The sequence below is a fragment of the Aquimarina sp. BL5 genome, from assembly GCF_003443675.1.
GTDB lineage: Bacteria > Bacteroidota > Bacteroidia > Flavobacteriales > Flavobacteriaceae > Aquimarina.
The window spans coordinates 2,594,085-2,615,676 of the sequence record NZ_CP031963.1 but is presented as its reverse complement, the minus strand read 5'-3'; the positions used below and the strand labels follow the sequence as shown (position 1 = coordinate 2,615,676).

Here is a 21,592-nt window from a genome sequence, read left to right as displayed (position 1 = left end):
CTTTTTAACTAAGCTGCTCACTAGTTTTTCCAAATCTTCTTTCTCTTTGTTGATAATTTAAAATGGCTTCAAATAAATCTGTTCTTTTAAAATCAGGCCATAATATTTCAGTAAAATATAATTCTGCATACGCAATCTGCCATAATAAGAAATTACTAATACGTTGTTCTCCACTGGTACGTATTAATAAATCTACATCTGGTAGCGTTTTGGTATACAAATGCTCATTAATGACTGCTTCATTTATAAGATGTGGCGAAAGTACATTATTTTTAACTTTATTGCTTATTTCTTGAATAGTTTTTATTAGCTCTTCTCTGCTGCCATAACTAAGAGCTAGGGAAAGCGTCATATGCTTGTTATCCTTAGTCTTTTCTATAACTTCCAGTAATTCCTTTCTTGCCTTTTCGGGTAGTGCCTGTAGGTTTCCGATGGCGTTTAGACGGATATTATTTTTTTGTAGTGTTTTTATTTCTTTTTTTAATGAACTTACCAAAAGTCTCATTAAAGTTTCTACTTCTAACTTAGGTCTGTTCCAGTTTTCTGTAGAAAACGCATACAATGTAAGATACTTTATTCCTATTTCTGCTGCTCCTTCTACAACTTCTCTAACGGCTTTTGTTCCATTTTCGTGGCCAACAGCTCTAAAGAATCCTTTCTTTTTTGCCCATCTGCCGTTACCATCCATAATGATGGCTATATGTTCCGGAATGTTAGAATTGAGTTGTTCTTTATTAATCATTTTTTAGAATGCACAATAACATGGGATTCTACCCCACGTATAGGATAATGTTATACCGGTAAATACATACCAATCATTATTATCCAAATTACCAAATCCTGTTCCAAACGCACTGTCTGGATCACTTCCATCTAAATTATCGGTGAATGTATATCTCGCACCAATCTCCGCTCCTAATACCCAATGACGTCCAATAGTTTTCTTTACACCGACTACTATTGGGATAGCGGCAGTCCATTTCTCACTATAAGAGCTAATTTGATTGCCATTATTAGGGTCAACCGCTTTGGCGCTATAGTTAAAACCAGTCAAGCCAGTGTATAAATATGGAGTAAATTGTGGTTCACCATCATATAAATACCATTCCCAGAAATTAAATTCTAATCCAGCAGATAACTCTTTTACCGAATTATTGAAGCTAAAACCTCTTTGAACTCTTCTGTCATCTCCTCTAGAATCATTTGATTTAAGGTTGGCGTATAAAAAAGATGCTCTAAACGCATGTCTTTTACTACGATTCCACTTTCCGATTGCTCCAATAGCAAAGGAATTAGGTGAAATATAGTATGTAGAACCTACATCTCCAATATAATTAGAACCACCAGCCATCAGTCCGACCTCGTAAGTTTGTGAGGTGATAGATTGCCCAAAAAACAAAATTAATACAAAGGATGCTAAGTATCTCATAGATTTTCAAAAGTTTGCAAATATAACAATTAACTTTAGTACACAAGAATTTGAGTAAAATAGTATGAATTAAAAAACACTTTTTAGTAGATTTTATTGTCTAATTACGTTTATCTTCACCCCAAAGCATTTTTTTTCGCAATGTTTTTAAGAAACTATCGCCTTCTAAAACAACCATATTTATTTTAAAAGGAGCTTTTTTAATAACAACTGTTGCTTCATTTGGTAAAGTGTGTATTCTTGAATCCAAAGAAACTAAATAGGTGTCTTCTCTTCCAGAAACTTGTAACTTGATTTCTTTATCATCAGGAATAACTAGTGGTCTTGCATTAAGGTTATGAGGCGCAATAGGTGTTAGTACCATGCTTTCTGCATCAGGCATCATAACAGGGCCGCCGCAACTTAAGGAATACCCTGTAGAGCCGGTTGGAGAAGAAACAATGAGTCCATCTGCCCAATAAGAAGTCAGAAATTCATCATTAAGACTGGTATGTACTGTTATCATAGAAGTAGTATTTCTTCTGCTGACAGCGATTTCATTCATTGCAAAATTTAGAACTCCAAACTCTTCTGTTGGTGGAACCGTATCTATAGTTACAATGGTTCTTGGAGAAATATGAAATTTTTTATCCAGTATAAGGTTGATTGTATCTTTTATTTCTTCTTTTTGTATAGTTGCTAAAAAACCTAGTCTCCCAGTATTGATTCCGGCAATTGGAATACCTAAGTCTCTAACATAGGTGATCGTTTTTAGGATAGTTCCATCTCCTCCAATACTAAAAAAAAGGTCATAGGAATCATCTAACTCCTCAAAAGTGCTAAAATGAGAGTAGCTTTTGTCAATATCATCATGAAGATTAATAAGCTCGAGAAAGTTTTTCTCGATTACTACCTCAATGTTATTTTTGTCCAGCGCTTCTAATAATTGTTGGATATATATTCCAGATTTTTCGTGATAGAACTGGCCGTAAATACCTATCTTCATTATGATTTAATTTGTTTAGGTGTTGGTTAATATTATTTCCTAAATATTAAGGTATTTTTCTAAATACTGAGACCTTTCTTTAAGATTGTTTAAAAATGAATCTTCATGGTGCTTAGAGACAATATTGTAACTATATCTTCTAAATGTTTGAACAATATTGTTTATATCGCTATCATTTATTTTTAATGTTATTTGAATTACATCATTTTCCATATTAGAGATGAAAAGACCAAGAAGTTTAGCGTTATTTGATTCTACAATTTGTGAAACTTCACTAAAAGAATAATCTAAGACACCTTTTTCTACAATTAAAATATTACCCGGTTCGCTTAAAAAAGGAGTTTCGTTAAAAAGATTCATAATATCTCTTAATTCAAAATATCCTTGGTAGTTGTTGTCATCATCAAGAACTGGTAATATATTAGAATGATTTTGAGCAAAAGATTCTAAAATATCTAGCCAGTTAGCATTAGTTCTAACAAAAAAACCTTCTAAAGCATAAAGATAGGATTCTAATATTTTTTCAGTTTCAAAACATCTAACGTCTGCCTCTGATATACATCCTACATAAATACCGTCTTTTAAGACAGGGAAATGAGTATAGGTGAGTTCGTTAAATAACAATTGTGCGTCCGCAACCTTAGCAGTTGTGGACAGTGGATCTATTTCGTTTATTATATATAAGCTTGTCTTCATATTCCCGGGGCTTTTTATGCAAATTAATCAAAAATATGTAACCGAGGCACTATCAAGTTCGTATTTTTGCTTTTTATTAAAGGTTATATCAAAAACTATGACAAAATTAAGTGTTAATGTCAATAAAATAGCAACGCTACGTAATTCAAGAGGAGGTGATACACCGAATTTGCTTAAGGTAGCTGCTGATATTCAGGATTTTGGGGGAGAAGGAATTACGATCCATCCTCGGCCTGATGAAAGACATATTAGGTATCAGGATACTTATGATTTAAAGCCAGTAGTTCATACGGAATATAATATAGAAGGAAATCCAATACCAAAATTTATTAATCTTGTGAATGAGGTTAAGCCAACTCAGGTAACGTTAGTTCCCGATGCGGTTGATGCTATTACTAGTAACTCAGGTTGGGATACTGTGAAACATAAAAATTTTTTAAGTGAAGTGATTTCGGAGTTTAAGAAAAACGGTATAAGAACTTCAATTTTTGTGGATCCCGTGAAAAAGATGGTTGAAGGAGCTAAAGAAACTGGCGCTGATCGAATAGAATTGTATACAGAATCTTTTGCATCAGAATATGCTAAAGGGAATTTAGATTCGGTCCAACCGTATGCAGAATGTGCTAAATTGGCTTTGGATTTAGGGATAGGTATAAACGCGGGTCACGATCTTTCGCTTGATAATATTAAGTTTTTTAAAGAAAATATTCCTGGATTGTTAGAAGTTTCTATTGGACATGCATTGATAAGTGAATCCCTGTATCTTGGATTAGAGAACGTTGTCAATATGTATTTATATAGACTTAAATAATGAAAGCATATGAGGTTACACGCTAACGTTTTTGGAGAAGGAATGCCATTTTTGATTTTACATGGTTTTCTTGGTATGGGCGATAATTGGAAAACCCTTGCTAAAAAGATATCGGAATCCGGATATCAAATGCACTTGATTGATCAAAGAAATCATGGTCGCAGTCAGCATAGTGATGCATTTAACTATCAACTTTTAGCTTCTGATTTGTTAGAGTATTGTGATAGTAATAATCTGAAAGATGTAATACTATTAGGTCATTCTATGGGAGGTAAGACGGCTATGTTCTTTTCTGTGAATTATCCTGAATTGCTTAAAAAATTGATCATCGCTGATATCGGACCAAAATACTATCCATTACATCATCAAGATATTCTCGATGGACTTAGTTCTTTAGACTTTGATGTATTAAAAAGTAGAGGAGAAGTTGATAAAGCTTTAAGTGCATATGTCCGGGATATAGGTGTGAGAATGTTTTTGATGAAAAATCTATATTGGAAGGATAAGAACGAGCTTGGATTGCGAATGAATTTGGATAGTTTAATACAAAATTCTTCAGAAATTGGAGTCGAACTTCCGGTAGACACTATGTATAAAGGAGAAACACTTTTTCTTAAAGGAGCGAAGTCTAATTATATTCTGAATGAAGATGAGGGTCGAATTATAGGGCAGTTTCCTCGAGCACGAATCAATGAAATTTCTAATGCAGGGCATTGGCTGCATGCGGAAAATCCCGCCGAATTTTTAGGATCGGTGTTAGAATTTATCAAAAATTAAACAAAAAATGCTATGTATGCATAATATTTTAATGATTTAGTTGGATAATTGGTATTTTCTGCTAAATTTGGTGCATTATTTTTTCAATATTCTAAAAAAACAAAAACAATTCTAATTTATTATGAAAAAACTACTATTATTAGTTCTATTCGCCTTCGTGACTTTGGTCACTTATGCTGGTGGATATAGAGTTAGTGTGCAAGGGCAGAGAGCTATGGCTATGGGGCATACAGGTGTTGCTGTGGTGAATAGTGCGGAACTAGTATTCTTCAATCCTGCGGGACTTGTGTATTTAGAAAACAAATTAAACATCAGTGCTGGTGCCAGTGGTATTTTCACAGATGTGATTTATCAAAACTCGGATTTTGGATCTTCTTCGGAGACAGATAGTTCTGTTGGTACACCACTTAATTTATATGGATCTTATAAAGTTAATGATTGGTTAGCTTTAGGTCTTGGAGTATATACTCCTTATGGTAGTGAGGTAACTTGGCCAACTGACTGGGCAGGTTCTCATCTAGTTAATAATATTGAATTAGCTGCGATTTATATTCAGCCAGTGGTTTCTATAAAGCTTTCTGATCAGTTTAGTATAGGTGGTGGTCCTATTTATGTTACTGGTTCTGTTAATTTTAATAGAAATGCTAATAGAACATTAACTGATATTGATGGTAATCGCTCTAATATTACTGTTGATGATTCTGGAGTTAGTAACTGGGGATGGAGTGTAAGTGCTATGTTTAATCCTACTGAGAATTTTAGATTAGGGTTTAGTTATCGTAGTGAAATTATTTTGGAAGCTGAAGGTGGTGAAGCTACTTTTAGTAATTTTCCGAATTCTCCGGCAACACCTGCCAACGGAACTACAACATTTGATGCAGAATTACCATTACCTGCTGAGTTAACGATTGGACTTTCATATCAGTTTCACAAAAAATGGTTGTTTGCTTTTGATTATAACAGACAATTCTGGGATGTATACGAATCTTTAGATATTCAATTTGGAAATGGTTCAACTTCATTAAACCCTCGTAATTATAAAAATTCTTCGGTTTATCGTTTTGGATTACAATATGATGCTACTTCCAAAATTTCTCTGAGAGCGGGATACTATTTTGATGAATCTCCGGTGCAATCAGGATTTTTTGCTCCAGAAACACCTCGTAATGATTCTAATGGGTTTTCAGGTGGTTTTAGCTTTGCAATCACTCCTAAGTTAGCAATTGATGCTTCATTCTTTTATTTGAGATTTGAAGAAATTAATGAATCCTATGATTCTTATCAGGAAAATGGACAGGATGTGCCTTTTGGAGGGACTTATAAATCAAGCGCATTTGCGCCAGGACTTGGTTTAACTTATAAATTATAATTTGAAGATGAAAAACAATATAAAATATTTAGCAATTCTGGCATTAGGTTTAGTGGCTTGTGAACCAGAGTTTGATAATCCAATTGATGAAGCTGGAGTATATTCTAGCGGAGAGGCTGACTTCTCTAATTATGTAGCTTTAGGGAACTCACTTACTGCAGGTTTTGCAGATAGTGCTTTGTATATTACTGGACAAGAAAATTCTTATCCTAATATATTATCTCAACAATTTGCTCTTGTAGGTGGTGGAGAATTTACGCAACCGCTAATGGCGGATAATACTGGTGGTGCTTTGTTAGGAGGAACGCAGATTTTAAGTAATAGATTCGTATTGGCGTTTGATGCTGAAGGTAATCCTGGTCCTGCTATCTATGCAGGTGCTTCGCCAACAACGGAAATATCAAATAATTTAGGTAGTTTTTTTAACAATATGGGAGTACCTGGAGCTAAAAGTTTTCATTTAGGAGCGCCGAATTATGGAGATGTTGCAGGGGTAGCTGTTGGTACAGCAAATCCATATTTTGCAAGATTCGCTTCTTCTGCAGGAACTTCTGTTATTGCTGATGCTGCTGCTCAAAATCCTACGTTTTTTAGTTTGTGGATAGGAAACAATGATATTCTTAGTTATGCTACTTCTGGTGGTGTAGGTGTGGATAGAACTGGAAATCCAAATCTTGCTGATTATGGGAGTAATGATATCACTGATCCAGGTTTGTTTAACTCGACATACCAAGCATTAATCGGTGCTCTTACTGCTAATGGAGCAAAAGGGGTAGTACTTAATTTACCGAATGTATCTACATTGCCTTTCTTTACGACTGTGCCATTTGCACCTCTAAGTCCGTTAGATCCTAATTTTGGGCCACAAATACCAACGCTTAATGCAACTTATGCAGGATTAAATGCTGCTTTTGCTTTTGCAGGTGTTCCAGAAAGAGCAATATCGTTTTCAGCCAGCGCTGCTAGCCCTGTTGTTATTAAGGATGAATCTTTAGAAGATGTTTCAGCTGATTTAGCCATAGCCTTAGCGGGTACATTTGGTCCTTTAGCTCCAATTGTTGCTGCACAATACGGACAGGCAAGACAGGCAACAGCTAATGATTTATTAGTTTTAACTAGTTCTGGTGTTATAGGTCAAGTAAATGAGGCAAGATTGGCAGAATTAATAAGTTTTGGTTTAACACCAGAGCAAGCAGGTCAATTTTCAGTTAATGGTGTAAGCTATCCAATGGAAGATCAATATGTATTGACTCCAGCGGAACAATCCTCAGTGGAGAATGCTCGTCAGGCTTTTAATACTTCGATTGCTACTATCGCTTCAGAGAATGGTTTGGCCTTTTATAATGTTGCAAATGATTTAGCACAAGCGGCAAATGGAGGAATTCTATTTGATGGAGGAGTGATAACTTCTGATTTTGTAACTGGTGGTGGATTCTCTTTAGATGGTATACACCCTACGCCTAGAGCACATGCTTTAGTAACTAATGGTATTTTGAATGCAATAGAGATTGCGTATGGAGCTACTTTGCCTTCTGTAAATCCAGGAGATTACGGAACAGTTACACTTAGTAATGAAGTAGGTGCAAACTAGTATCAAAGTTTTATAATACATTTTAAAAACCTGTTAAGAGATTAGCAGGTTTTTTTATTGCATTGTTTTTAGTTACTTTGATAATCAATCTAAACCTGTACTTATGAAATTCTTATTAAAAATGATTCTTAGTGCTGTTGCCGTTTTGGTATTGGCAGAAATTTTACCTGGAGCTAACGTCGATAATTACGTAAGTGCTCTTATTGTGGCGGTCCTTTTGGCGATTCTTAATGCAGTTGTTAAACCTTTATTGGTTATATTAACATTACCTGTAACGATCGTTACTTTAGGGTTATTTTTGTTGGTTATTAACGCAGCAATCATACTAATGGCGGATCACTTTGTTTCAGGTTTTAGCGTTAATGGTTGGTTATGGGCACTCATATTTAGTATTTTGTTATCCGTGTTTCAATCTATATTATACTCTATTTTAAAGAAAGATAAAAGCTAACTGTTTTTCAGGAAGTTAAAACTTTGTTGAGTTGTAAAAAAGTATTACTTTTGCAACCCGATTTTTAGTACAAAAAAGTAGAGATAATGAATATTTCAAAAGAGCAATTAGACGATTTAAACGCTGTAGTAACAGTAGATATTGCAAAAGAAGATTATAGCGATAAAGTAGAGAACATTCTTAAAGATTATCGTAAGAACGCCAATATTCCTGGTTTTAGAAAAGGTCACGTTCCTATGGGATTGGTTAAAAAGCAATATGGGAAGGCAGTTTTAGTAGATGAAGTTAATAAACTATTGCAGGATGCTCTTAATAAGTATCTGACAGAAGAAAAACTTGATGTTTTAGGTAATCCATTACCTAAAGAGCAAGATAATTTCGATTGGGATACTGATAATTATTCTTTCGAGTTTGAATTAGGTTTAGCACCAAAATTTGAAATCAAACTTAATGGTAAAAAAGCAATCACTCATTATAAGATTGTTGCTACTGATGAGATGATTGATAATCAAATCACCACCATCCAAAAGCAATATGGTAAGTTAGTGCCAAAAGAAAGTGCTGAGAAAGATGATTTAATCAATGGTACTTTTGTAAATGAAGAAAAAGAGATAGAGAATCAAGCAACTATTTCTTTAGATAAAATAAAAGGAAAGAGAAACTTAGATAAGTTTATTGGTTCTAAAGTTGGAGATGTTTTAACATTAAAAACGAAAGGATTATTTTCTGAGGATCACGATTTAGTAGATGCGTTAAAGATTAGTCAAGATGATGCTAAAGGTCTTGATATCGAAGTAACCTTTACTATTTCTGAAATCAATAATCAAGAACTAGCTGATTTAGATCAGGATTTATTTGATAAATTATACGGTAAAGATGGCGTAAAATCGGTTACTGAACTTAAAGAAAAAATCAAAGAAGATGCTGCTCGTCAGTTTGTACAACAATCCGATCAACAGTTGCTTAATGATGTAACTGAGAGTGTTCTTGAAAACACTAAATTTGATCTGCCAGCAGAATTTTTACAAAAATGGATTCAGGCTACAGGTGAGCAGCCTTTGTCAGAAGATCAAGCGAAGGATGAATATGAGAAGAGTGAGAAAGGATTACGTTTTCAATTAATTGAAGGAAAAATAATCAATGATAACAACCTTCAGGTTACTTTTGAAGAATTAAAAGAATTCGCGAAAGATTTGATAAAAGGACAAATGGCTCAATTTGGTCAGATGTCACCAGAAGATAAAGAGCTAGAAGATATTGCAGCTAGAATTTTATCCAATCAAGATGAAGTGAAAAGAATTTCTGAACAACTTATGAGTCAGAAATTACTTGCCTATTATAAGGAGAATGTTAAATTGAAAGAAAAAGAAGTGAGTTTTGATGATTTTGTAAAAGAAGTTTACAAATAATCAACATAAACTAATAAGGAATTTATACTTATATTTAGGGCGTTAAACCAAGATCGGATTAACGCCTTTTTTATAAAAATAAAATTTCAGAAAAAGAACATATGAATTACGGAAAAGAATTCGAAAAATACGCTACACAACATCATGGTATTAATAGTAATTACTATGATAAAATTATCAGTAGTATGTATCCAACTGGGATGACTCCTAATATTATAGAAGAACGTCAAATGAATGTAGCCATTTTTGACGTATTTTCTCGTTTAATGATGGATCGTATTATATTTTTGGGTACTGGGATCAATGATCAGGTAGCTAATATTATACAAGCTCAGTTATTGTTTTTAGAAAGTGTAGACTCTTCAAAAGATATACAGATTTATATAAATTCTCCTGGCGGTAGTGTATATGCAGGGTTAGGTATTTATGATACGATGCAGTTTATTAAGCCTGATGTAGCAACAATATGTACAGGGATGGCAGCATCAATGGGAGCGGTATTATTATGTGCGGGTGAGAAAGGAAAGCGTTCTGGTTTACCACATAGTAGAGTGATGATTCATCAGCCGCTTGGCGGTGCTCAAGGACAAGCTAGTGATATAGAAATTACTGCTCGCGAAATATTAATATTAAAAGAAGAATTGTATAATATTATAGCCAAACATTCAGGTCAGAGTTATGATAAAGTTTATGAAGATAGTGATAGAGACTATTGGATGAAAGCGGATAAGGCTCTTGAGTATGGAATGATTGATGAAATACTGACTAGAGAATAATTTATAGTAAAATAATAATAGCGGATGGAAGATCGTCTGCACCCCTAGAAATAAGTCTATCAATAAATAACACATAGGTAGACGAGTTTTGTTGAAATAGATAATTATGCCGAAAGAAGATTTAGAATGCTCGTTTTGTGGAAGAAAGAAGCCGGAAACTAATTTGCTAATTGCTGGGTTAGATGCGCATATATGTGATCGCTGTATTGTTCAGGCTCATGGAATTGTTGTAGAAGAAGCGAGAGATGAGGAAACAGGAGAACTTAGCTCAGAATTAATGCTTCGTAAGCCTATGGCTATAAAGAAATTTCTGGACGAATATGTGATCGGACAGGAATTTACTAAGAAAGTTATGTCTGTTGCTGTATATAACCATTACAAGCGTTTATTACAGCCTACAACTGATGATGATATCGAAATACAAAAGAGTAACATCATTATGGTAGGACAAACAGGAACGGGTAAAACTTTGATAGCAAAGACCATTGCTAAAATGCTTAATGTTCCTTTAGCTATAGTTGATGCTACTGTACTTACTGAGGCGGGGTATGTAGGAGAGGATGTAGAAAGTATTCTTACTCGTTTATTACAAGCGGCTGATTATAATCTTGAAAAAGCTCAAAGAGGTATAGTGTTTATTGACGAGATTGATAAAATTGCCCGTAAAAGTGATAACCCAAGTATTACAAGAGATGTTTCGGGAGAAGGAGTGCAGCAGGCTTTATTGAAGCTATTAGAAGGAACCGTAGTGAACGTTCCACCAAAAGGTGGGCGAAAGCATCCGGATCAAAAATTTATTGAAGTAAATACCGAAAATATACTTTTCATAGCAGGAGGAGCTTTTGATGGTATCGAAAATGCGATACAGAAGCGTCTAAATATGCAGGCAATGGGCTTTAGTGCTTCTAAATCTGAGGATGTCATAGAAAAAGACAATCTACTACAGTACATTATTCCTAAAGATTTGAAGGATTTTGGATTAATTCCTGAGATAATAGGTCGTCTTCCGGTATTAACACATATGAATCCATTGGATAACAATACGCTGAGAGCTATTTTAACTGAGCCTAAAAATGCAATTATAAAGCAGTATAAAAAACTTTTCGAAATGGATAATGTAGAGTTTACTATTACACCAGGAGCTTTAGATTATATAGTAGAAAGAGCTGTCGAGTATAAGTTAGGAGCAAGAGGGCTACGTTCTTTGTGTGAAGCAATTCTAACAGATGCAATGTATGAATTACCGGAGAGTGATGAAACAGAGTTGAGAGTAACGAAGGATTATGCTGAAAAGAAACTGAATAAATCGATAATAAATAAGCTGAAAGCAGTTTCGTAATTTCTAAAGGTTATATTTAAAAAATAAACTCCTTAAGTGTATAAAGCTTAAGGAGTTTTTATATTTAAAATACTTTTTATGAAAGCAAAAGTATCGATGTTATTTTAAAATTTTGAATGAATCTCGGTTAATCTTCTTCCGAGTATAATATCTCTTCTATTTTCTTGGAAATGATTTCTTCTGTATTTCTTATTACCAAATCTTTACTGTCTTTAAGGTTTATTTTAAATCCATTTTTAGCAATCAATACTTCATAAAAAGCAACTTTAGAAGTTTCTCCATAACAAACCTTGTTTATATCCATAATTGTATTTTCTGGATTAGATATAAGAGAAGAAGATTCTTTAGAAAGAGTCTTGTTTGTAGAAACATTTTCTTCAGTGGTACTGTTATTAGAAATAGTAGCTATTTCTTGAGCATTAACAGCTGCAGAACAGGAAACAAAAATAAAGATGAGTAAAAGATTTTTCATATTTGGGACGCTTGTTAAATCATAACTTACTGGTATCAAATTTAATACGAAAAGAAGGTGTGTGAAAGATATTTTTTGTTTTTTAGTTCAATCGTTTTTTTTAACCGATGAACTACACAATTTTAACGAAAAAACAAAATTTCTTACGTAATTTTTTTACGTAAAAACCGTATTTTTAAAAACACAAATGGGGAATTTTGCTATTTTTTTGATATAGTTTTAGTCAATTAAAGCGAATATGAGCCAATTTTGTTTAATATAAGTAACTCATCAAGATATTTTCTAGAGTTAGAGAGTCTAGGTATTTTGTGCTGGCCTCCAAGTTTATCATTTTTTTTCAACCAATCATAAAATAAATAAGGTCTGGCATTATTAATCTGTAGAATATTCAATGTGGTATTGTTGTATCTTTTTGCTTCATAGTCGCTATTAATGTCTTGAAGATTTTGATCAAGAATATTGGCGAAATGATCGAGATTCTTAGGGTGTTTTTTAAACTCAATCATCCATTCATGAGCGCCTTTTTTCTTTCCTTCCATAAAAATTGGCGCCACTGTATAATCAATGATTTCACTATTGGTTTCTTTTGTAGCTTTCCTAAGTGCTTCTTCTGCATTTTCAATAATAAGTTCTTCTCCAAATACGTTGATATGATGTTTTGTTCTTCCAGATACTTTTATTCTATAAGGATTAATAGAGGTAAAACGAACAGTGTCCCCAATTTTATATCTCCATAAACCGGCATTGGTAGTAATAATAACAGCATAATTTTTACCAATTTCTACATCACTTAATGGGATCACTTTTTCATCTGTTCCTCCGTATGTATCCATAGGGATGAATTCATAAAAAATGCCATAATCAAGCATTAATAGCAGTTCAGATGATTCATTACGATCTTGGATTGCAAAAAAACCTTCGGATGCATTGTAAATTTCGTAATATCTAAAAGAATCTCGTGGAAGGATCTTTTTGTATTGATCGATATAGGGTTCAAAACTTACTCCTCCGTGGAAGTATACTTCAATATTCTTCCATATTTCAAAAAGATGTTCTTGGCCTGTTGTTTCCAATACTTGATTTAATAGAACGAGCATCCAGGATGGCACTCCGGCAAGGCTTGTAACATTTTCCTGAACAGTTTCATTTACAATTGCCATCATTTTTGTTTCCCAATCACTCATTAAAGAAACTTCGTTACTTGGGGTAGAACTGAATTCTGCCCAAAATGGCATATTGTCAATGATAATTGCGGACAAATCACCGAATGAGGTGCCATTTTCCTTATATAACTCTTTGCTTCCTCCTAGGCGCAAGCTTTTTCCAGTGAAAAGTTTAGAATTTTCATTGTTATTGAGATACATACATAAAAGATCTTTTCCTGCTGCATAATGGCAATCTTCCAGTGATTCTTGACTAACAGGGATAAATTTACTTTTAGCATTCGTAGTTCCACTAGATTTGGCAAACCATTTAATGGGAGTAGGCCAATATATATTATGTTCTCCCAATCTGCTGCGTTCGATCATTTCTTCATAATCTTCATAAGAACGAATAGGAACACGCTCTTTAAAGGTTTCATAACTATATATTGATGTAAAATCATAGGTCTTGCCTACCTCGGTATTTTTGGCCGTTTCTAATAAAACATGTAATAGCTCGAGCTGCACTTCATTAGGGTATTTTAGAAAAAGCTCCATCTGATGAAAACGCTTTTTTAGAAACCAGCTAGCGATAGAATTTACTAAAGGAATTGGCATTTTTTGATGTATCTTTAGGCCGTAATTAGCATTAATATGATTGTGTGGTTGACTTTCTTCGGAAACTAAAATAATAAAAATAATATCATTCTTTTTATAGATTAACTTATAACTGAACTTTTTATGCAATATCAAGGAGTATTAACCAAAATGCAAACTGAGGTAGCGAGCCCAATTCAATACTATTTAGTTTTTGATTCTGATTTTATTCATATGAATCAATTACTAAATAAAACTCTGAGTATAAAATTTGTTGGTTATCAGTGTTTAGCTTGTGGCGAAAACAAGAAAATATATAGACAAGGATATTGTTATGATGATTTTTATAACCAACCTCAGGTGGGAGATTGGGTAATGCGCCCTGAGCTAAGTAAAGCACATTTAGATATCGAAGATCGAAATTTGGATTTTGAAAAGAAAGCACAACTTCAGCCGCATATTGTTTATTTAGCTAATTCGAGTAACATTAAGGTTGGCGTTACTCGAAAGACACAAGTTCCTACCAGATGGATCGATCAAGGAGCTCACGAGGCTATTGAAATTGTTGAAGTACCTAATCGATATCTTGCGGGGATCACCGAAGTAGCTTTAAAAGATCACGTAGCTGATAAAACGAATTGGCGAAAAATGCTCAAAAATGAGATTGAAGATGAAGATTTAACAACATATAGAGATAAACTTAAAGCATTTATTCCTGACGAAGTAAAAGAGTATTTCATAGAAAATAATAAAGAAACCGAACTTGATTTTCCTGTATTGGAGTATCCTAGTAAACTAAAGAGCTTGAATCTGGAAAAAACACCCGAATATTCGGGTGTGCTAAAAGGTATCAAAGGACAATATTTGATTTTTGAAGATGATACTGTTTTTAATGTTAGGAATAATGAAGGATATGTAGTTCAGTTAACTATTATTTAATTAACGTTTTCTATTGCTAATATTTCATTTCCGTATAATTCACATTGTTCGATAGTTTCTTTAATATGATCTAAAGTTGTTCTGGGGTTGATTAGACACATTCTTAATACTACTTGACCTAAAAGTACTGTAGTGACTAATAATGCTTCTCTAGAGTGAATCATTTTTTCAGAAATCTTCTGATTTATTATATCAATCTCCTTTTCTGAGAAATTTTTATCAATAGGGTTATATCTAAAATTTATGACTGCTAAGGTAGCAGGTGATATGACTTCCCATTTAGGACTTTTTCTTAATAAACCTTCAGTTTGGTCAGCTAATTCTATATTATATTGAATTGCCTTTTTAAAAGAATCCAAACCAAATGTCTTTAGTGACATGTAAAACTTTAATGCTCTAAACCGTCGAGTTAATTGAATACCGTGATCATAGAAGTTAATTTCTGATTCGTTACCTTCTACGTCTCTTAGGTATTCTGGTTTTTCGCTAAAGGTCCCACTAAGCCAATTATGATTCTTGACTAATAAACAGCCCATTTCATAAGGTTGGAAAAACCATTTATGAGGATCTACTGTTAGAGAATCTGCTTTTTCAATACCTTTTAATAACTCTTTTCCGTTATTGGCTAGTATAGCAGCACCGCCATAAGCCCCATCAATGTGAAACCATAATTTTTCTTCTTTACAAATTTTAGCCATTTCATCTAACGGATCGACTGTTCCTGTATTTGTAGTCCCAGCAGAGGCGATTAGGCAAAAAGGTTCTAATCCTTGAAGGCGATCCTTAGCGATAGCATTTTTTAACTTATTAAGAGATATTTTGAATTCCAGATCGGTAGGTATAACTCTTATTTGACTCTTTTTAAAGCCTATTACTTTAATCGCTTTTATATTAGAAGAATGTGCCTGGTCTGATAAATAAATTACTGCTTTAGAAAAATCATCACCACATTTTATTCTTCTGGCGGTTACTAATGCAGTAAGGTTAGCCATGGATCCTCCACTTGTAAAAATACCTCCTCCTTCTTTGGTACCAAATCCGAAAATTTCTAATAGCCAGTTCATTGTAAGAATTTCTAATTCTGCTGCTCCTGGAGATGCTGCCCAGCCACCAGAGAAAATATTAAACCCAGTAGCAATGGTATCTGCCATAGCACTGATGTAGTTACTTGGACCTGGTACGAAAGAAAAGGATTTAGGGTGTGATACAATAGTGCTTTGTGGAATAACATTTTCCATTACAAAGTTAAGAACCTCATTGGCTCCTGTCGGATGATGTGGTATACCTTCCGCTAACAAGCTGTCCATTTCTTCTCTGGTCGCTATTGCAACTGGTTTTTTGGAGTCTTGAGTATCAAAATGTTCTACGATATGATCTATAATTGTATAGCCATACTGTTTCATATCATCTTTAGATAACTCTAATTTAGCGTTGAGGTCATTTTCTTTCATTGAGATTTTTTTTACCTACTTTAATTTGCAAAAATATGTGATTTTAAGTAGTATCTACTAGTATAAATTTATTAAAAAAAGGTATTCTCCTTTTGTAATGAAACAATAAAAGGATTCTCAATTTCACTGCCGTAATAGGAGCATAGGCAATTGCACCGTTATTAAGATTGTGTTGATATAATAAAAGTACGTTAGTATTTTTTAATAAACCTTAGTGTTTGGGTATGATAGTGTGAGAATGTCGTTAAATTCCGGTTAGCTGTTTTTTGGTTACGTTTTACAGCTTTTACTTAGAAAAAGAGTGAAACTGATTAGTGGGATGTATATAAACTGCTTTAAGCAAAAATAGATAATTATGCTACTAAGAATTTTACTCCTTGCACAAAAGAAATAGCTATGAGCGCAACACCAATAATTTTAAATAATTTAGTTTTAGAATCATTGGATTTTTGAGCCATTTTGTTTCCCCATTGACTGTATAGGTACAATGTGCCGATTTTACCAAGGTATATCCCTGAAAAAAAGAGAAATAAAGCAATTATTGGAGTATAAAGTGTAAGTTCGAAAAGATGTTTGTTTGTTAAAGATATTGCTACTATCCAATAAATAATTACTGGGGGATTTAAAAACGCAAGAGAGAAGCCCGTTAGGAATTTAGATTTTCCCAACTTGATTTTAGGCGCTTTCGTATTCATTTCTTTTTTGTTTTTTCGGACTAAAAAATAAATACCAATTACTAAAAATATGGAAATAATCACTAACTGAATCCATCGGTTATTTTCGAAAAAACCTGTGAGCTCCATACTACAATGTAAAGCAAACAAGGCCAATAATACTTCTCCAATACCAGCTGCTAAAGCGATACGAAATGCTTTTCTGGTATTTTCTTTAATTGTTGTGTTAATTACTGCAATGTTTACTGCTCCCAGTGGTAAAGCACCGGCTACTGAAGTTAAAATTCCTAGGATAAGATAGAATGCGATCATAAGGCTTTAGTAGTAATTTTATAATTACCCTTACATTTATCAAGAGGATTATGCGTAATTAAAAAGAAGCGATCATTTTTATATTATCGCTTCTTTTCGTGATGTTATAATAGTTGTAGTTTGTGTGTTAAAAATTTGATTTAAAAACTTCTAGTGACTCCGATTCTCATTTTTTTTATGATTTCCTCGTAATAAAGAATCGTTAGTATAATTTTTTCGGTGTCGGCATAAGGCACAAGCTCTTCAATAGAGGTTTGTGCTGTATTTATAGCTTCTTTAGTAGCTTCTGAACTTTTCTTAAGTGATTTTATGTGACCAGAATCTTCTTTGATTCCTAAATCGCCTAATCGAACTCCAGGTTCATTTGTTAGTGATAAAAATGGAATAACCGTTACAATTTCTCTAACTCGATCCTGATATAATTTGATGAGTTCTCCTTTTTTTAAATTTTCGAGATCATTTATAGTATGAAATTTCGTGATTTGATCTCTCTTAGCAAAAAAAATGGCTTCATCTTTTTCCTGAGCATTCGTGTATTGGAAAAATAGAAAAAAGATGAAACCTATTAATAATTTTGATTTAAGCATAATTTAAACTGTAGTATTAAAATTCATTTGATGGATTTAAGGGATCCGGAACAAAAAAAAGTATTTTTCATTATTAAAAGGTGCTATTTATTGCATTACCATATAATTATTCATAGCCTTTTTAAGTTGAAATTTTGGAGCCGATTTGCTAGTAGGATCTTCAAAAAGATTATCTACGCTTACAAAATCTTTAGTGAATCTATTATACTTTAAAACATTCATCACACCATTACTTGGTTTATAGCTCACTTCTACACCTTCTCCGTGAATGTTAAAAAAACTATTGTCCATTTTAAAAGCTCTTTCGATAACCGCTAGAGACGTATAAGAGTCATCGAATTTTACTACGTTTAAAAAACCTGATATTTTGGAATTGTGTAAATACACTAAAGCAGAGTTTTTTGCCGAAATAGCTGATGACGTATGTATATAATTGGTATTGTCAGAAAGGTTTACAAAAGTAGAATTAGTAATAGTAACATCTGTAATAGCATTAGGTTTCAAGTATCCTGAATTTTTATCATACCCATCAATCTCTATTGCATAAGATCCCTTTGGACTATTAATATATGGATGACGTATTGCCATTAAATAATCCAGATCACCTTTAAAACCTTCAGAAATTTGAAAATCATCATCCTCTGCTTTGTATGAAAGCATATTTCTCATATTATTATTTCCTCCTGTCCAATTAAATGAATCCTGACCAGAGTAGCTAACCATTACATGATCTATTATTGAGGCTGTTCCTATTCCGAATAGAGATAACCCGTTAGAGTTTTTGATTCTTTTCGATTTATTACCTGGAAATTCTATTCGAACAAATCTCAAAATTGCAGTTTGTTCATCTTGATCATTTCCCCCATATACAGAATACTGAGGATTAAAATTTCCTTTAATGACACCATTACCAGATACGGAGTTTACTTTCCCCGAACCAGCTATTATTATTCCACCCCAATCTCCACTTGCTCTTGATTTAGGAGCTTTGTTGGATGTGAAAACAATAGGATAAGCTTCTGATCCAACTGCTATCAATTTAGAACCTCTTGTTATAATAAGATTTGCAGGATTTTCATGATCTCCTCGGATTACAGTCCCTTCTTGAATTGTTAGTATAGCATTACCGGTAACATAAACGTCTCCAGAAAGTAAATACACTTTATCATTATTTAAATAAGTGTCTTCTGCTATAATATTTGGAAGTTTTTCATCAGCTTCAGGGTAGTTTGTGGTATTAGGAGTAAAGTTGGTCCAGCCTTTTATCCATTTACTATCGTTACCATTAAAATCTTGTGCGTGAGAGGTTAGAAAAGTGATAGCTAGTAGGAGACATGTAGTCAAGGCGCATCTTAGTTTCATAAAAGTTTTATTTTGGGGTTATAAATTAGGAAGAAAATTCTTTCTTCCTTTTTCAGGTTACTAAGTTAATATACTTTTGGAAGAGTAGGTTACGGGTTTTCCGTAAAATATGTACGTTCGTCGTTATTTTAGGTTTAATTAGCAAAACATTAAGAGTATAATTCCTACTTATTGTGATTTTATATTGTTGATTATCAATAATTTAATATTTGTTTATTTATATTTAAAAAAAGGTAAACAAAATAACTTTTAATTCTTAATTATTTTTTTGAATGAGAACTTTTTTTTATTAAAACATTGTTTATTAGTGTTTTATGTATTTTTGCTTTTCTGTGGTTTTGCCGCAGATTTTGGTGTTTTATAGAAAGCTTTTGCTTTTTGAAAAGAAGAAAGACACAAAGTGAAAAAGTCATATGACAGTTTTTTTGTGTCTTTAGTCGATTTTTTTAATTATTATGTGTCGGAATGTAGATTCAGATATTTCCTTCCTTACCTAATCGCATCTTTTTAATCATCTCTTCAAAATACAATACAGCCCAGATAATCTTATCTGTATCAGAGTAAGGAACTAGTTCTTTTATAGTGTTTGTTGTATAAACAAATGCTCTATCCGCTATTTCATTATTTTTCTCTACTATTTTGATTTTATCAGAATCTTCTTTGATGCCTGCATCACTAAGACTGGTTCCGGGTTTATTGGTTAAAGATAAATAGGGTAGCACTACAAAAATTTCTCTAGCACGTTCTAGATATAGTTCTATTAATGCTCCTTTATTAAGATCTTGTAATTCATCAATTGTATGAAATCGGTTAATCAGTTTGTCGTTATCAAAAAATACTCCCTTTTTCTTTGTTTGTGCGCTTATGCTACTAAATGTAAGTGTTATTAGCAATAAAGTAATTATTTTTTTCATGATGTTAGTTTTTGATGCAATTGTAGCTTATTGAACTACCATATAATTGTTTAATGAATTTTTTAAAGTAAAATTTGGATTAGCTTTGTCTAAAGGATTACTAAAAACCTCTTCAGGCTGCTGAAAAGCTTTAGTAAATCGATTATATTTAAGTAAATTGAATGTGTCACCGGTTATATTATGATAAGTAATAACACCTTCACCATGCACATTAAAAAAACTGTTATCGAGCTTAAAAGCTGTTTCTATCATTTTAAGAGTAGAGAAAGACTTATCTAATTTAACTACATCAGAAAAACCTGATATATTAGAGTCATTTAAGTATAATTCTCCAAGGTTGTTTAAGGATATTGCCGCTCTAGAATGATGATAGTTACTTTCATTCACTAAGGTAATTAATGTTGCACCTGTGATATCAATACTAGAAAGTACCTTAGAATTCTCGAATCCTAAATTTTTATTATAACCATCTACTTCTATTGCGTAGGATCCGTTATTGCTTGTAATATAAGGATGTTTAATAGCGAGAATATTTATAAGTTCACCTCTATATCCTTGTGTAAAGTCAAAATCATCATCATTAGATTTAAAAGAAATAAGGTTTTTAGCTTTAGATGCTCCTCCATGCCATTCGAAGGAGTCATCTGCAGAATAACTCACCATAATGTTTTCTACTATAGACTGATTTCCCAGAGTATATAACGAAAGCCCATTTGTAGATTTACCTGCGTATTCAATTCTAACGTATCTTAAAACTGTAGTTTCCTCTTCAATATTGTTTCCACCAAATATGCTATACAATGGATTGAATTTTCCTTTTATAGTTCCTTCTCCTTCTATAGTGTTTGCCTTACCAGAACCTATAATAGTAATTCCGCCCCAATCACCACTTTTTCTAGAGTTTCTGGATTTGTTAGATGTAAATACTATAGGTAGTGCTTTACTACCATCAGCAATTAGTTTAGCTCCTTTGGTAACAATTAGATTAGTAGACTTTTCTGTATCTGCTTTTATAAGAGTTCCTTCTTGTATTGTCAATGTAGCATTGTCAGTTACATATACGTCTCCAGACATAAGATAAACAATATCACTTCTTAGGTAGGTGTCCTTGTTTATAATATTAGGTAATTGTTCATCGTGGGTAAGATAATTGGTTTTGTTTGGTTCAAAATTGGTCCAATCCCTGGTCCACTTCATATTATTAGGATTAAAGTTGCTTTGAGATAATCCCGAAATTGAAATTGCAATAAATAAAAATATGCTTAACAGTTCTCTTTTTTTCATAACTTCATTTTTTTAGTCTCACACTTTGTTAAACCCGATTGGATTGTTCATCCAAAAAATTAAAATTTGTTTGTAATACACGGTTTAGTTCGGTGGAATAGGATAAAGATTACAAAAAAATGATTTATTAACATTTTTTTTGTAAAAGTTGAGATGTTAGTAAGCTATAAGATTTCACTCTTTTTGTGTGTCTTAACTGTTGTTTTTTATAGGTATAAGCAAAAA

21 protein-coding genes are annotated in these 21,592 nt (G+C 32.9%); 9 read left to right on the top strand and 12 right to left on the bottom strand.

The window, feature by feature from the left end; all coding sequences use genetic code 11:
* Positions 1-4: 4 nt before the first annotated feature.
* From D1818_RS11295 to D1818_RS11280, 4 genes are all read right to left on the bottom strand, one after another.
* Positions 5-742, bottom strand: coding sequence for an isoprenyl transferase (locus D1818_RS11295; protein ID WP_118459031.1), 738 nt, complete (start codon positions 740-742; stop codon positions 5-7).
* Between the two features lie 3 nt (positions 743-745).
* Positions 746-1,429 carry a DUF6089 family protein gene (locus tag D1818_RS11290; RefSeq protein WP_118459029.1) on the bottom strand — a complete coding sequence of 228 codons (684 nt, stop codon included), beginning with the start codon at positions 1,427-1,429 and terminating at the stop codon, positions 746-748.
* Between the two features lie 100 nt (positions 1,430-1,529).
* Positions 1,530-2,414 carry an NAD kinase gene (locus D1818_RS11285; protein WP_118459027.1) on the bottom strand — a complete coding sequence of 295 codons (885 nt, stop codon included), beginning with the start codon at positions 2,412-2,414 and terminating at the stop codon, positions 1,530-1,532.
* Positions 2,415-2,453: 39 nt separating this feature from the next.
* A complete protein-coding gene (locus D1818_RS11280) occupies positions 2,454-3,110 on the bottom strand; it encodes a CBS domain-containing protein (RefSeq protein WP_118459025.1) in 657 nt (218 codons plus the stop codon).
* Positions 3,111-3,207: 97 nt separating this feature from the next.
* On the opposite strand from D1818_RS11280, the gene D1818_RS11275 reads away from it, so the two are divergent.
* The 8 genes from D1818_RS11275 to clpX all read left to right on the top strand — a co-directional run bounded on the left by D1818_RS11275 (position 3,208) and on the right by clpX (position 11,633).
* Positions 3,208-3,921: a pyridoxine 5'-phosphate synthase gene (locus tag D1818_RS11275; protein WP_118459022.1), complete on the top strand. Its 714-nt coding sequence runs from the start codon at positions 3,208-3,210 to the stop codon at positions 3,919-3,921.
* A gap of 9 nt (positions 3,922-3,930) precedes the next feature.
* On the top strand, positions 3,931-4,698 hold the full coding sequence (locus tag D1818_RS11270; protein WP_118459020.1) for an alpha/beta fold hydrolase: 768 nt from the start codon (positions 3,931-3,933) through the stop codon (positions 4,696-4,698).
* A gap of 121 nt (positions 4,699-4,819) precedes the next feature.
* Positions 4,820-6,067 (top strand): OmpP1/FadL family transporter, encoded by a 1,248-nt coding sequence (locus D1818_RS11265; RefSeq protein WP_118459018.1) that lies wholly within the window; start codon positions 4,820-4,822, stop codon positions 6,065-6,067.
* A 7-nt stretch (positions 6,068-6,074) separates the two neighbouring features.
* Complete coding sequence (locus D1818_RS11260) at positions 6,075-7,658, top strand: G-D-S-L family lipolytic protein (protein WP_118459016.1); 1,584 nt, start codon at positions 6,075-6,077, stop codon at positions 7,656-7,658.
* 103 nt (positions 7,659-7,761) lie between these two features.
* Complete coding sequence (locus D1818_RS11255; RefSeq protein ID WP_118459014.1) at positions 7,762-8,109, top strand: phage holin family protein; 348 nt, start codon at positions 7,762-7,764, stop codon at positions 8,107-8,109.
* A gap of 86 nt (positions 8,110-8,195) precedes the next feature.
* Positions 8,196-9,518 carry a trigger factor gene (gene tig, locus D1818_RS11250; protein ID WP_118459011.1) on the top strand — a complete coding sequence of 441 codons (1,323 nt, stop codon included), beginning with the start codon at positions 8,196-8,198 and terminating at the stop codon, positions 9,516-9,518.
* Positions 9,519-9,619: 101 nt separating this feature from the next.
* Positions 9,620-10,294 carry an ATP-dependent Clp endopeptidase proteolytic subunit ClpP gene (gene clpP, locus D1818_RS11245; RefSeq protein ID WP_118459009.1) on the top strand — a complete coding sequence of 225 codons (675 nt, stop codon included), beginning with the start codon at positions 9,620-9,622 and terminating at the stop codon, positions 10,292-10,294.
* A 106-nt stretch (positions 10,295-10,400) separates the two neighbouring features.
* Positions 10,401-11,633, top strand: a complete 1,233-nt coding sequence (gene clpX / locus D1818_RS11240) for an ATP-dependent Clp protease ATP-binding subunit ClpX (RefSeq protein WP_118459007.1) — start codon at positions 10,401-10,403, stop codon at positions 11,631-11,633.
* Positions 11,634-11,760: 127 nt separating this feature from the next.
* On the opposite strand, the gene D1818_RS11235 is transcribed toward clpX, so the two are convergent.
* Positions 11,761-12,105: a hypothetical protein gene (locus tag D1818_RS11235; protein WP_118459005.1), complete on the bottom strand. Its 345-nt coding sequence runs from the start codon at positions 12,103-12,105 to the stop codon at positions 11,761-11,763.
* A 227-nt stretch (positions 12,106-12,332) separates the two neighbouring features.
* Positions 12,333-13,865, bottom strand: a complete 1,533-nt coding sequence (locus D1818_RS11230; RefSeq protein ID WP_118463673.1) for a GH3 auxin-responsive promoter family protein — start codon at positions 13,863-13,865, stop codon at positions 12,333-12,335.
* 123 nt (positions 13,866-13,988) lie between these two features.
* Between D1818_RS11230 and D1818_RS11225 the strand changes: the two genes are divergently transcribed.
* The gene (locus D1818_RS11225; protein WP_118459003.1) at positions 13,989-14,783 is read left to right on the top strand and encodes a DUF2797 domain-containing protein; all 795 of its coding nucleotides are present in this window, start codon (positions 13,989-13,991) and stop codon (positions 14,781-14,783) included.
* On the opposite strand, the gene D1818_RS11220 is transcribed toward D1818_RS11225, so the two are convergent.
* From D1818_RS11220 to D1818_RS11195, 6 genes are all read right to left on the bottom strand, one after another.
* Positions 14,780-16,234, bottom strand: coding sequence for an aspartate aminotransferase family protein (locus D1818_RS11220; RefSeq protein WP_118459001.1), 1,455 nt, complete (start codon positions 16,232-16,234; stop codon positions 14,780-14,782). The genes D1818_RS11225 and D1818_RS11220 overlap by 4 nt on opposite strands.
* 353 nt (positions 16,235-16,587) lie before the next feature.
* The gene (locus D1818_RS11215) at positions 16,588-17,220 is read right to left on the bottom strand and encodes a LysE family transporter (RefSeq protein WP_118458999.1); all 633 of its coding nucleotides are present in this window, start codon (positions 17,218-17,220) and stop codon (positions 16,588-16,590) included.
* Positions 17,221-17,360: 140 nt separating this feature from the next.
* Positions 17,361-17,807 (bottom strand): hypothetical protein, encoded by a 447-nt coding sequence (locus D1818_RS11210; protein WP_118458997.1) that lies wholly within the window; start codon positions 17,805-17,807, stop codon positions 17,361-17,363.
* 87 nt (positions 17,808-17,894) lie between these two features.
* A complete protein-coding gene (locus D1818_RS11205; protein ID WP_118458995.1) occupies positions 17,895-19,169 on the bottom strand; it encodes a hypothetical protein in 1,275 nt (424 codons plus the stop codon).
* 473 nt (positions 19,170-19,642) lie between these two features.
* Complete coding sequence (locus D1818_RS11200; RefSeq protein ID WP_118458993.1) at positions 19,643-20,083, bottom strand: hypothetical protein; 441 nt, start codon at positions 20,081-20,083, stop codon at positions 19,643-19,645.
* 27 nt (positions 20,084-20,110) lie between these two features.
* The gene (locus tag D1818_RS11195) at positions 20,111-21,367 is read right to left on the bottom strand and encodes a hypothetical protein (RefSeq protein ID WP_118458991.1); all 1,257 of its coding nucleotides are present in this window, start codon (positions 21,365-21,367) and stop codon (positions 20,111-20,113) included.
* Positions 21,368-21,592: the final 225 nt, after the last annotated feature.

What these genes read in the sequence shown, in the direction of transcription:
- D1818_RS11295 (WP_118459031.1), bottom strand. Translation starts at nt 742, where the DNA reads ATGATTAATAAAGAACAACTCAATTCTAACATTCCGGAACATATAGCC.
- D1818_RS11290 (WP_118459029.1), bottom strand. Translation starts at nt 1,429, where the DNA reads ATGAGATACTTAGCATCCTTTGTATTAATTTTGTTTTTTGGGCAATCT.
- D1818_RS11285 (WP_118459027.1), bottom strand. Translation starts at nt 2,414, where the DNA reads ATGAAGATAGGTATTTACGGCCAGTTCTATCACGAAAAATCTGGAATA.
- D1818_RS11280 (WP_118459025.1), bottom strand. Translation starts at nt 3,110, where the DNA reads ATGAAGACAAGCTTATATATAATAAACGAAATAGATCCACTGTCCACA.
- D1818_RS11275 (WP_118459022.1), top strand. Translation starts at nt 3,208, where the DNA reads ATGACAAAATTAAGTGTTAATGTCAATAAAATAGCAACGCTACGTAAT.
- D1818_RS11270 (WP_118459020.1), top strand. Translation starts at nt 3,931, where the DNA reads ATGAGGTTACACGCTAACGTTTTTGGAGAAGGAATGCCATTTTTGATT.
- D1818_RS11265 (WP_118459018.1), top strand. Translation starts at nt 4,820, where the DNA reads ATGAAAAAACTACTATTATTAGTTCTATTCGCCTTCGTGACTTTGGTC.
- D1818_RS11260 (WP_118459016.1), top strand. Translation starts at nt 6,075, where the DNA reads ATGAAAAACAATATAAAATATTTAGCAATTCTGGCATTAGGTTTAGTG.
- D1818_RS11255 (WP_118459014.1), top strand. Translation starts at nt 7,762, where the DNA reads ATGAAATTCTTATTAAAAATGATTCTTAGTGCTGTTGCCGTTTTGGTA.
- tig (WP_118459011.1), top strand. Translation starts at nt 8,196, where the DNA reads ATGAATATTTCAAAAGAGCAATTAGACGATTTAAACGCTGTAGTAACA.
- clpP (WP_118459009.1), top strand. Translation starts at nt 9,620, where the DNA reads ATGAATTACGGAAAAGAATTCGAAAAATACGCTACACAACATCATGGT.
- clpX (WP_118459007.1), top strand. Translation starts at nt 10,401, where the DNA reads ATGCCGAAAGAAGATTTAGAATGCTCGTTTTGTGGAAGAAAGAAGCCG.
- D1818_RS11235 (WP_118459005.1), bottom strand. Translation starts at nt 12,105, where the DNA reads ATGAAAAATCTTTTACTCATCTTTATTTTTGTTTCCTGTTCTGCAGCT.
- D1818_RS11230 (WP_118463673.1), bottom strand. Translation starts at nt 13,865, where the DNA reads ATGCCAATTCCTTTAGTAAATTCTATCGCTAGCTGGTTTCTAAAAAAG.
- D1818_RS11225 (WP_118459003.1), top strand. Translation starts at nt 13,989, where the DNA reads ATGCAATATCAAGGAGTATTAACCAAAATGCAAACTGAGGTAGCGAGC.
- D1818_RS11220 (WP_118459001.1), bottom strand. Translation starts at nt 16,234, where the DNA reads ATGAAAGAAAATGACCTCAACGCTAAATTAGAGTTATCTAAAGATGAT.
- D1818_RS11215 (WP_118458999.1), bottom strand. Translation starts at nt 17,220, where the DNA reads ATGATCGCATTCTATCTTATCCTAGGAATTTTAACTTCAGTAGCCGGT.
- D1818_RS11210 (WP_118458997.1), bottom strand. Translation starts at nt 17,807, where the DNA reads ATGCTTAAATCAAAATTATTAATAGGTTTCATCTTTTTTCTATTTTTC.
- D1818_RS11205 (WP_118458995.1), bottom strand. Translation starts at nt 19,169, where the DNA reads ATGAAACTAAGATGCGCCTTGACTACATGTCTCCTACTAGCTATCACT.
- D1818_RS11200 (WP_118458993.1), bottom strand. Translation starts at nt 20,083, where the DNA reads ATGAAAAAAATAATTACTTTATTGCTAATAACACTTACATTTAGTAGC.
- D1818_RS11195 (WP_118458991.1), bottom strand. Translation starts at nt 21,367, where the DNA reads ATGAAAAAAAGAGAACTGTTAAGCATATTTTTATTTATTGCAATTTCA.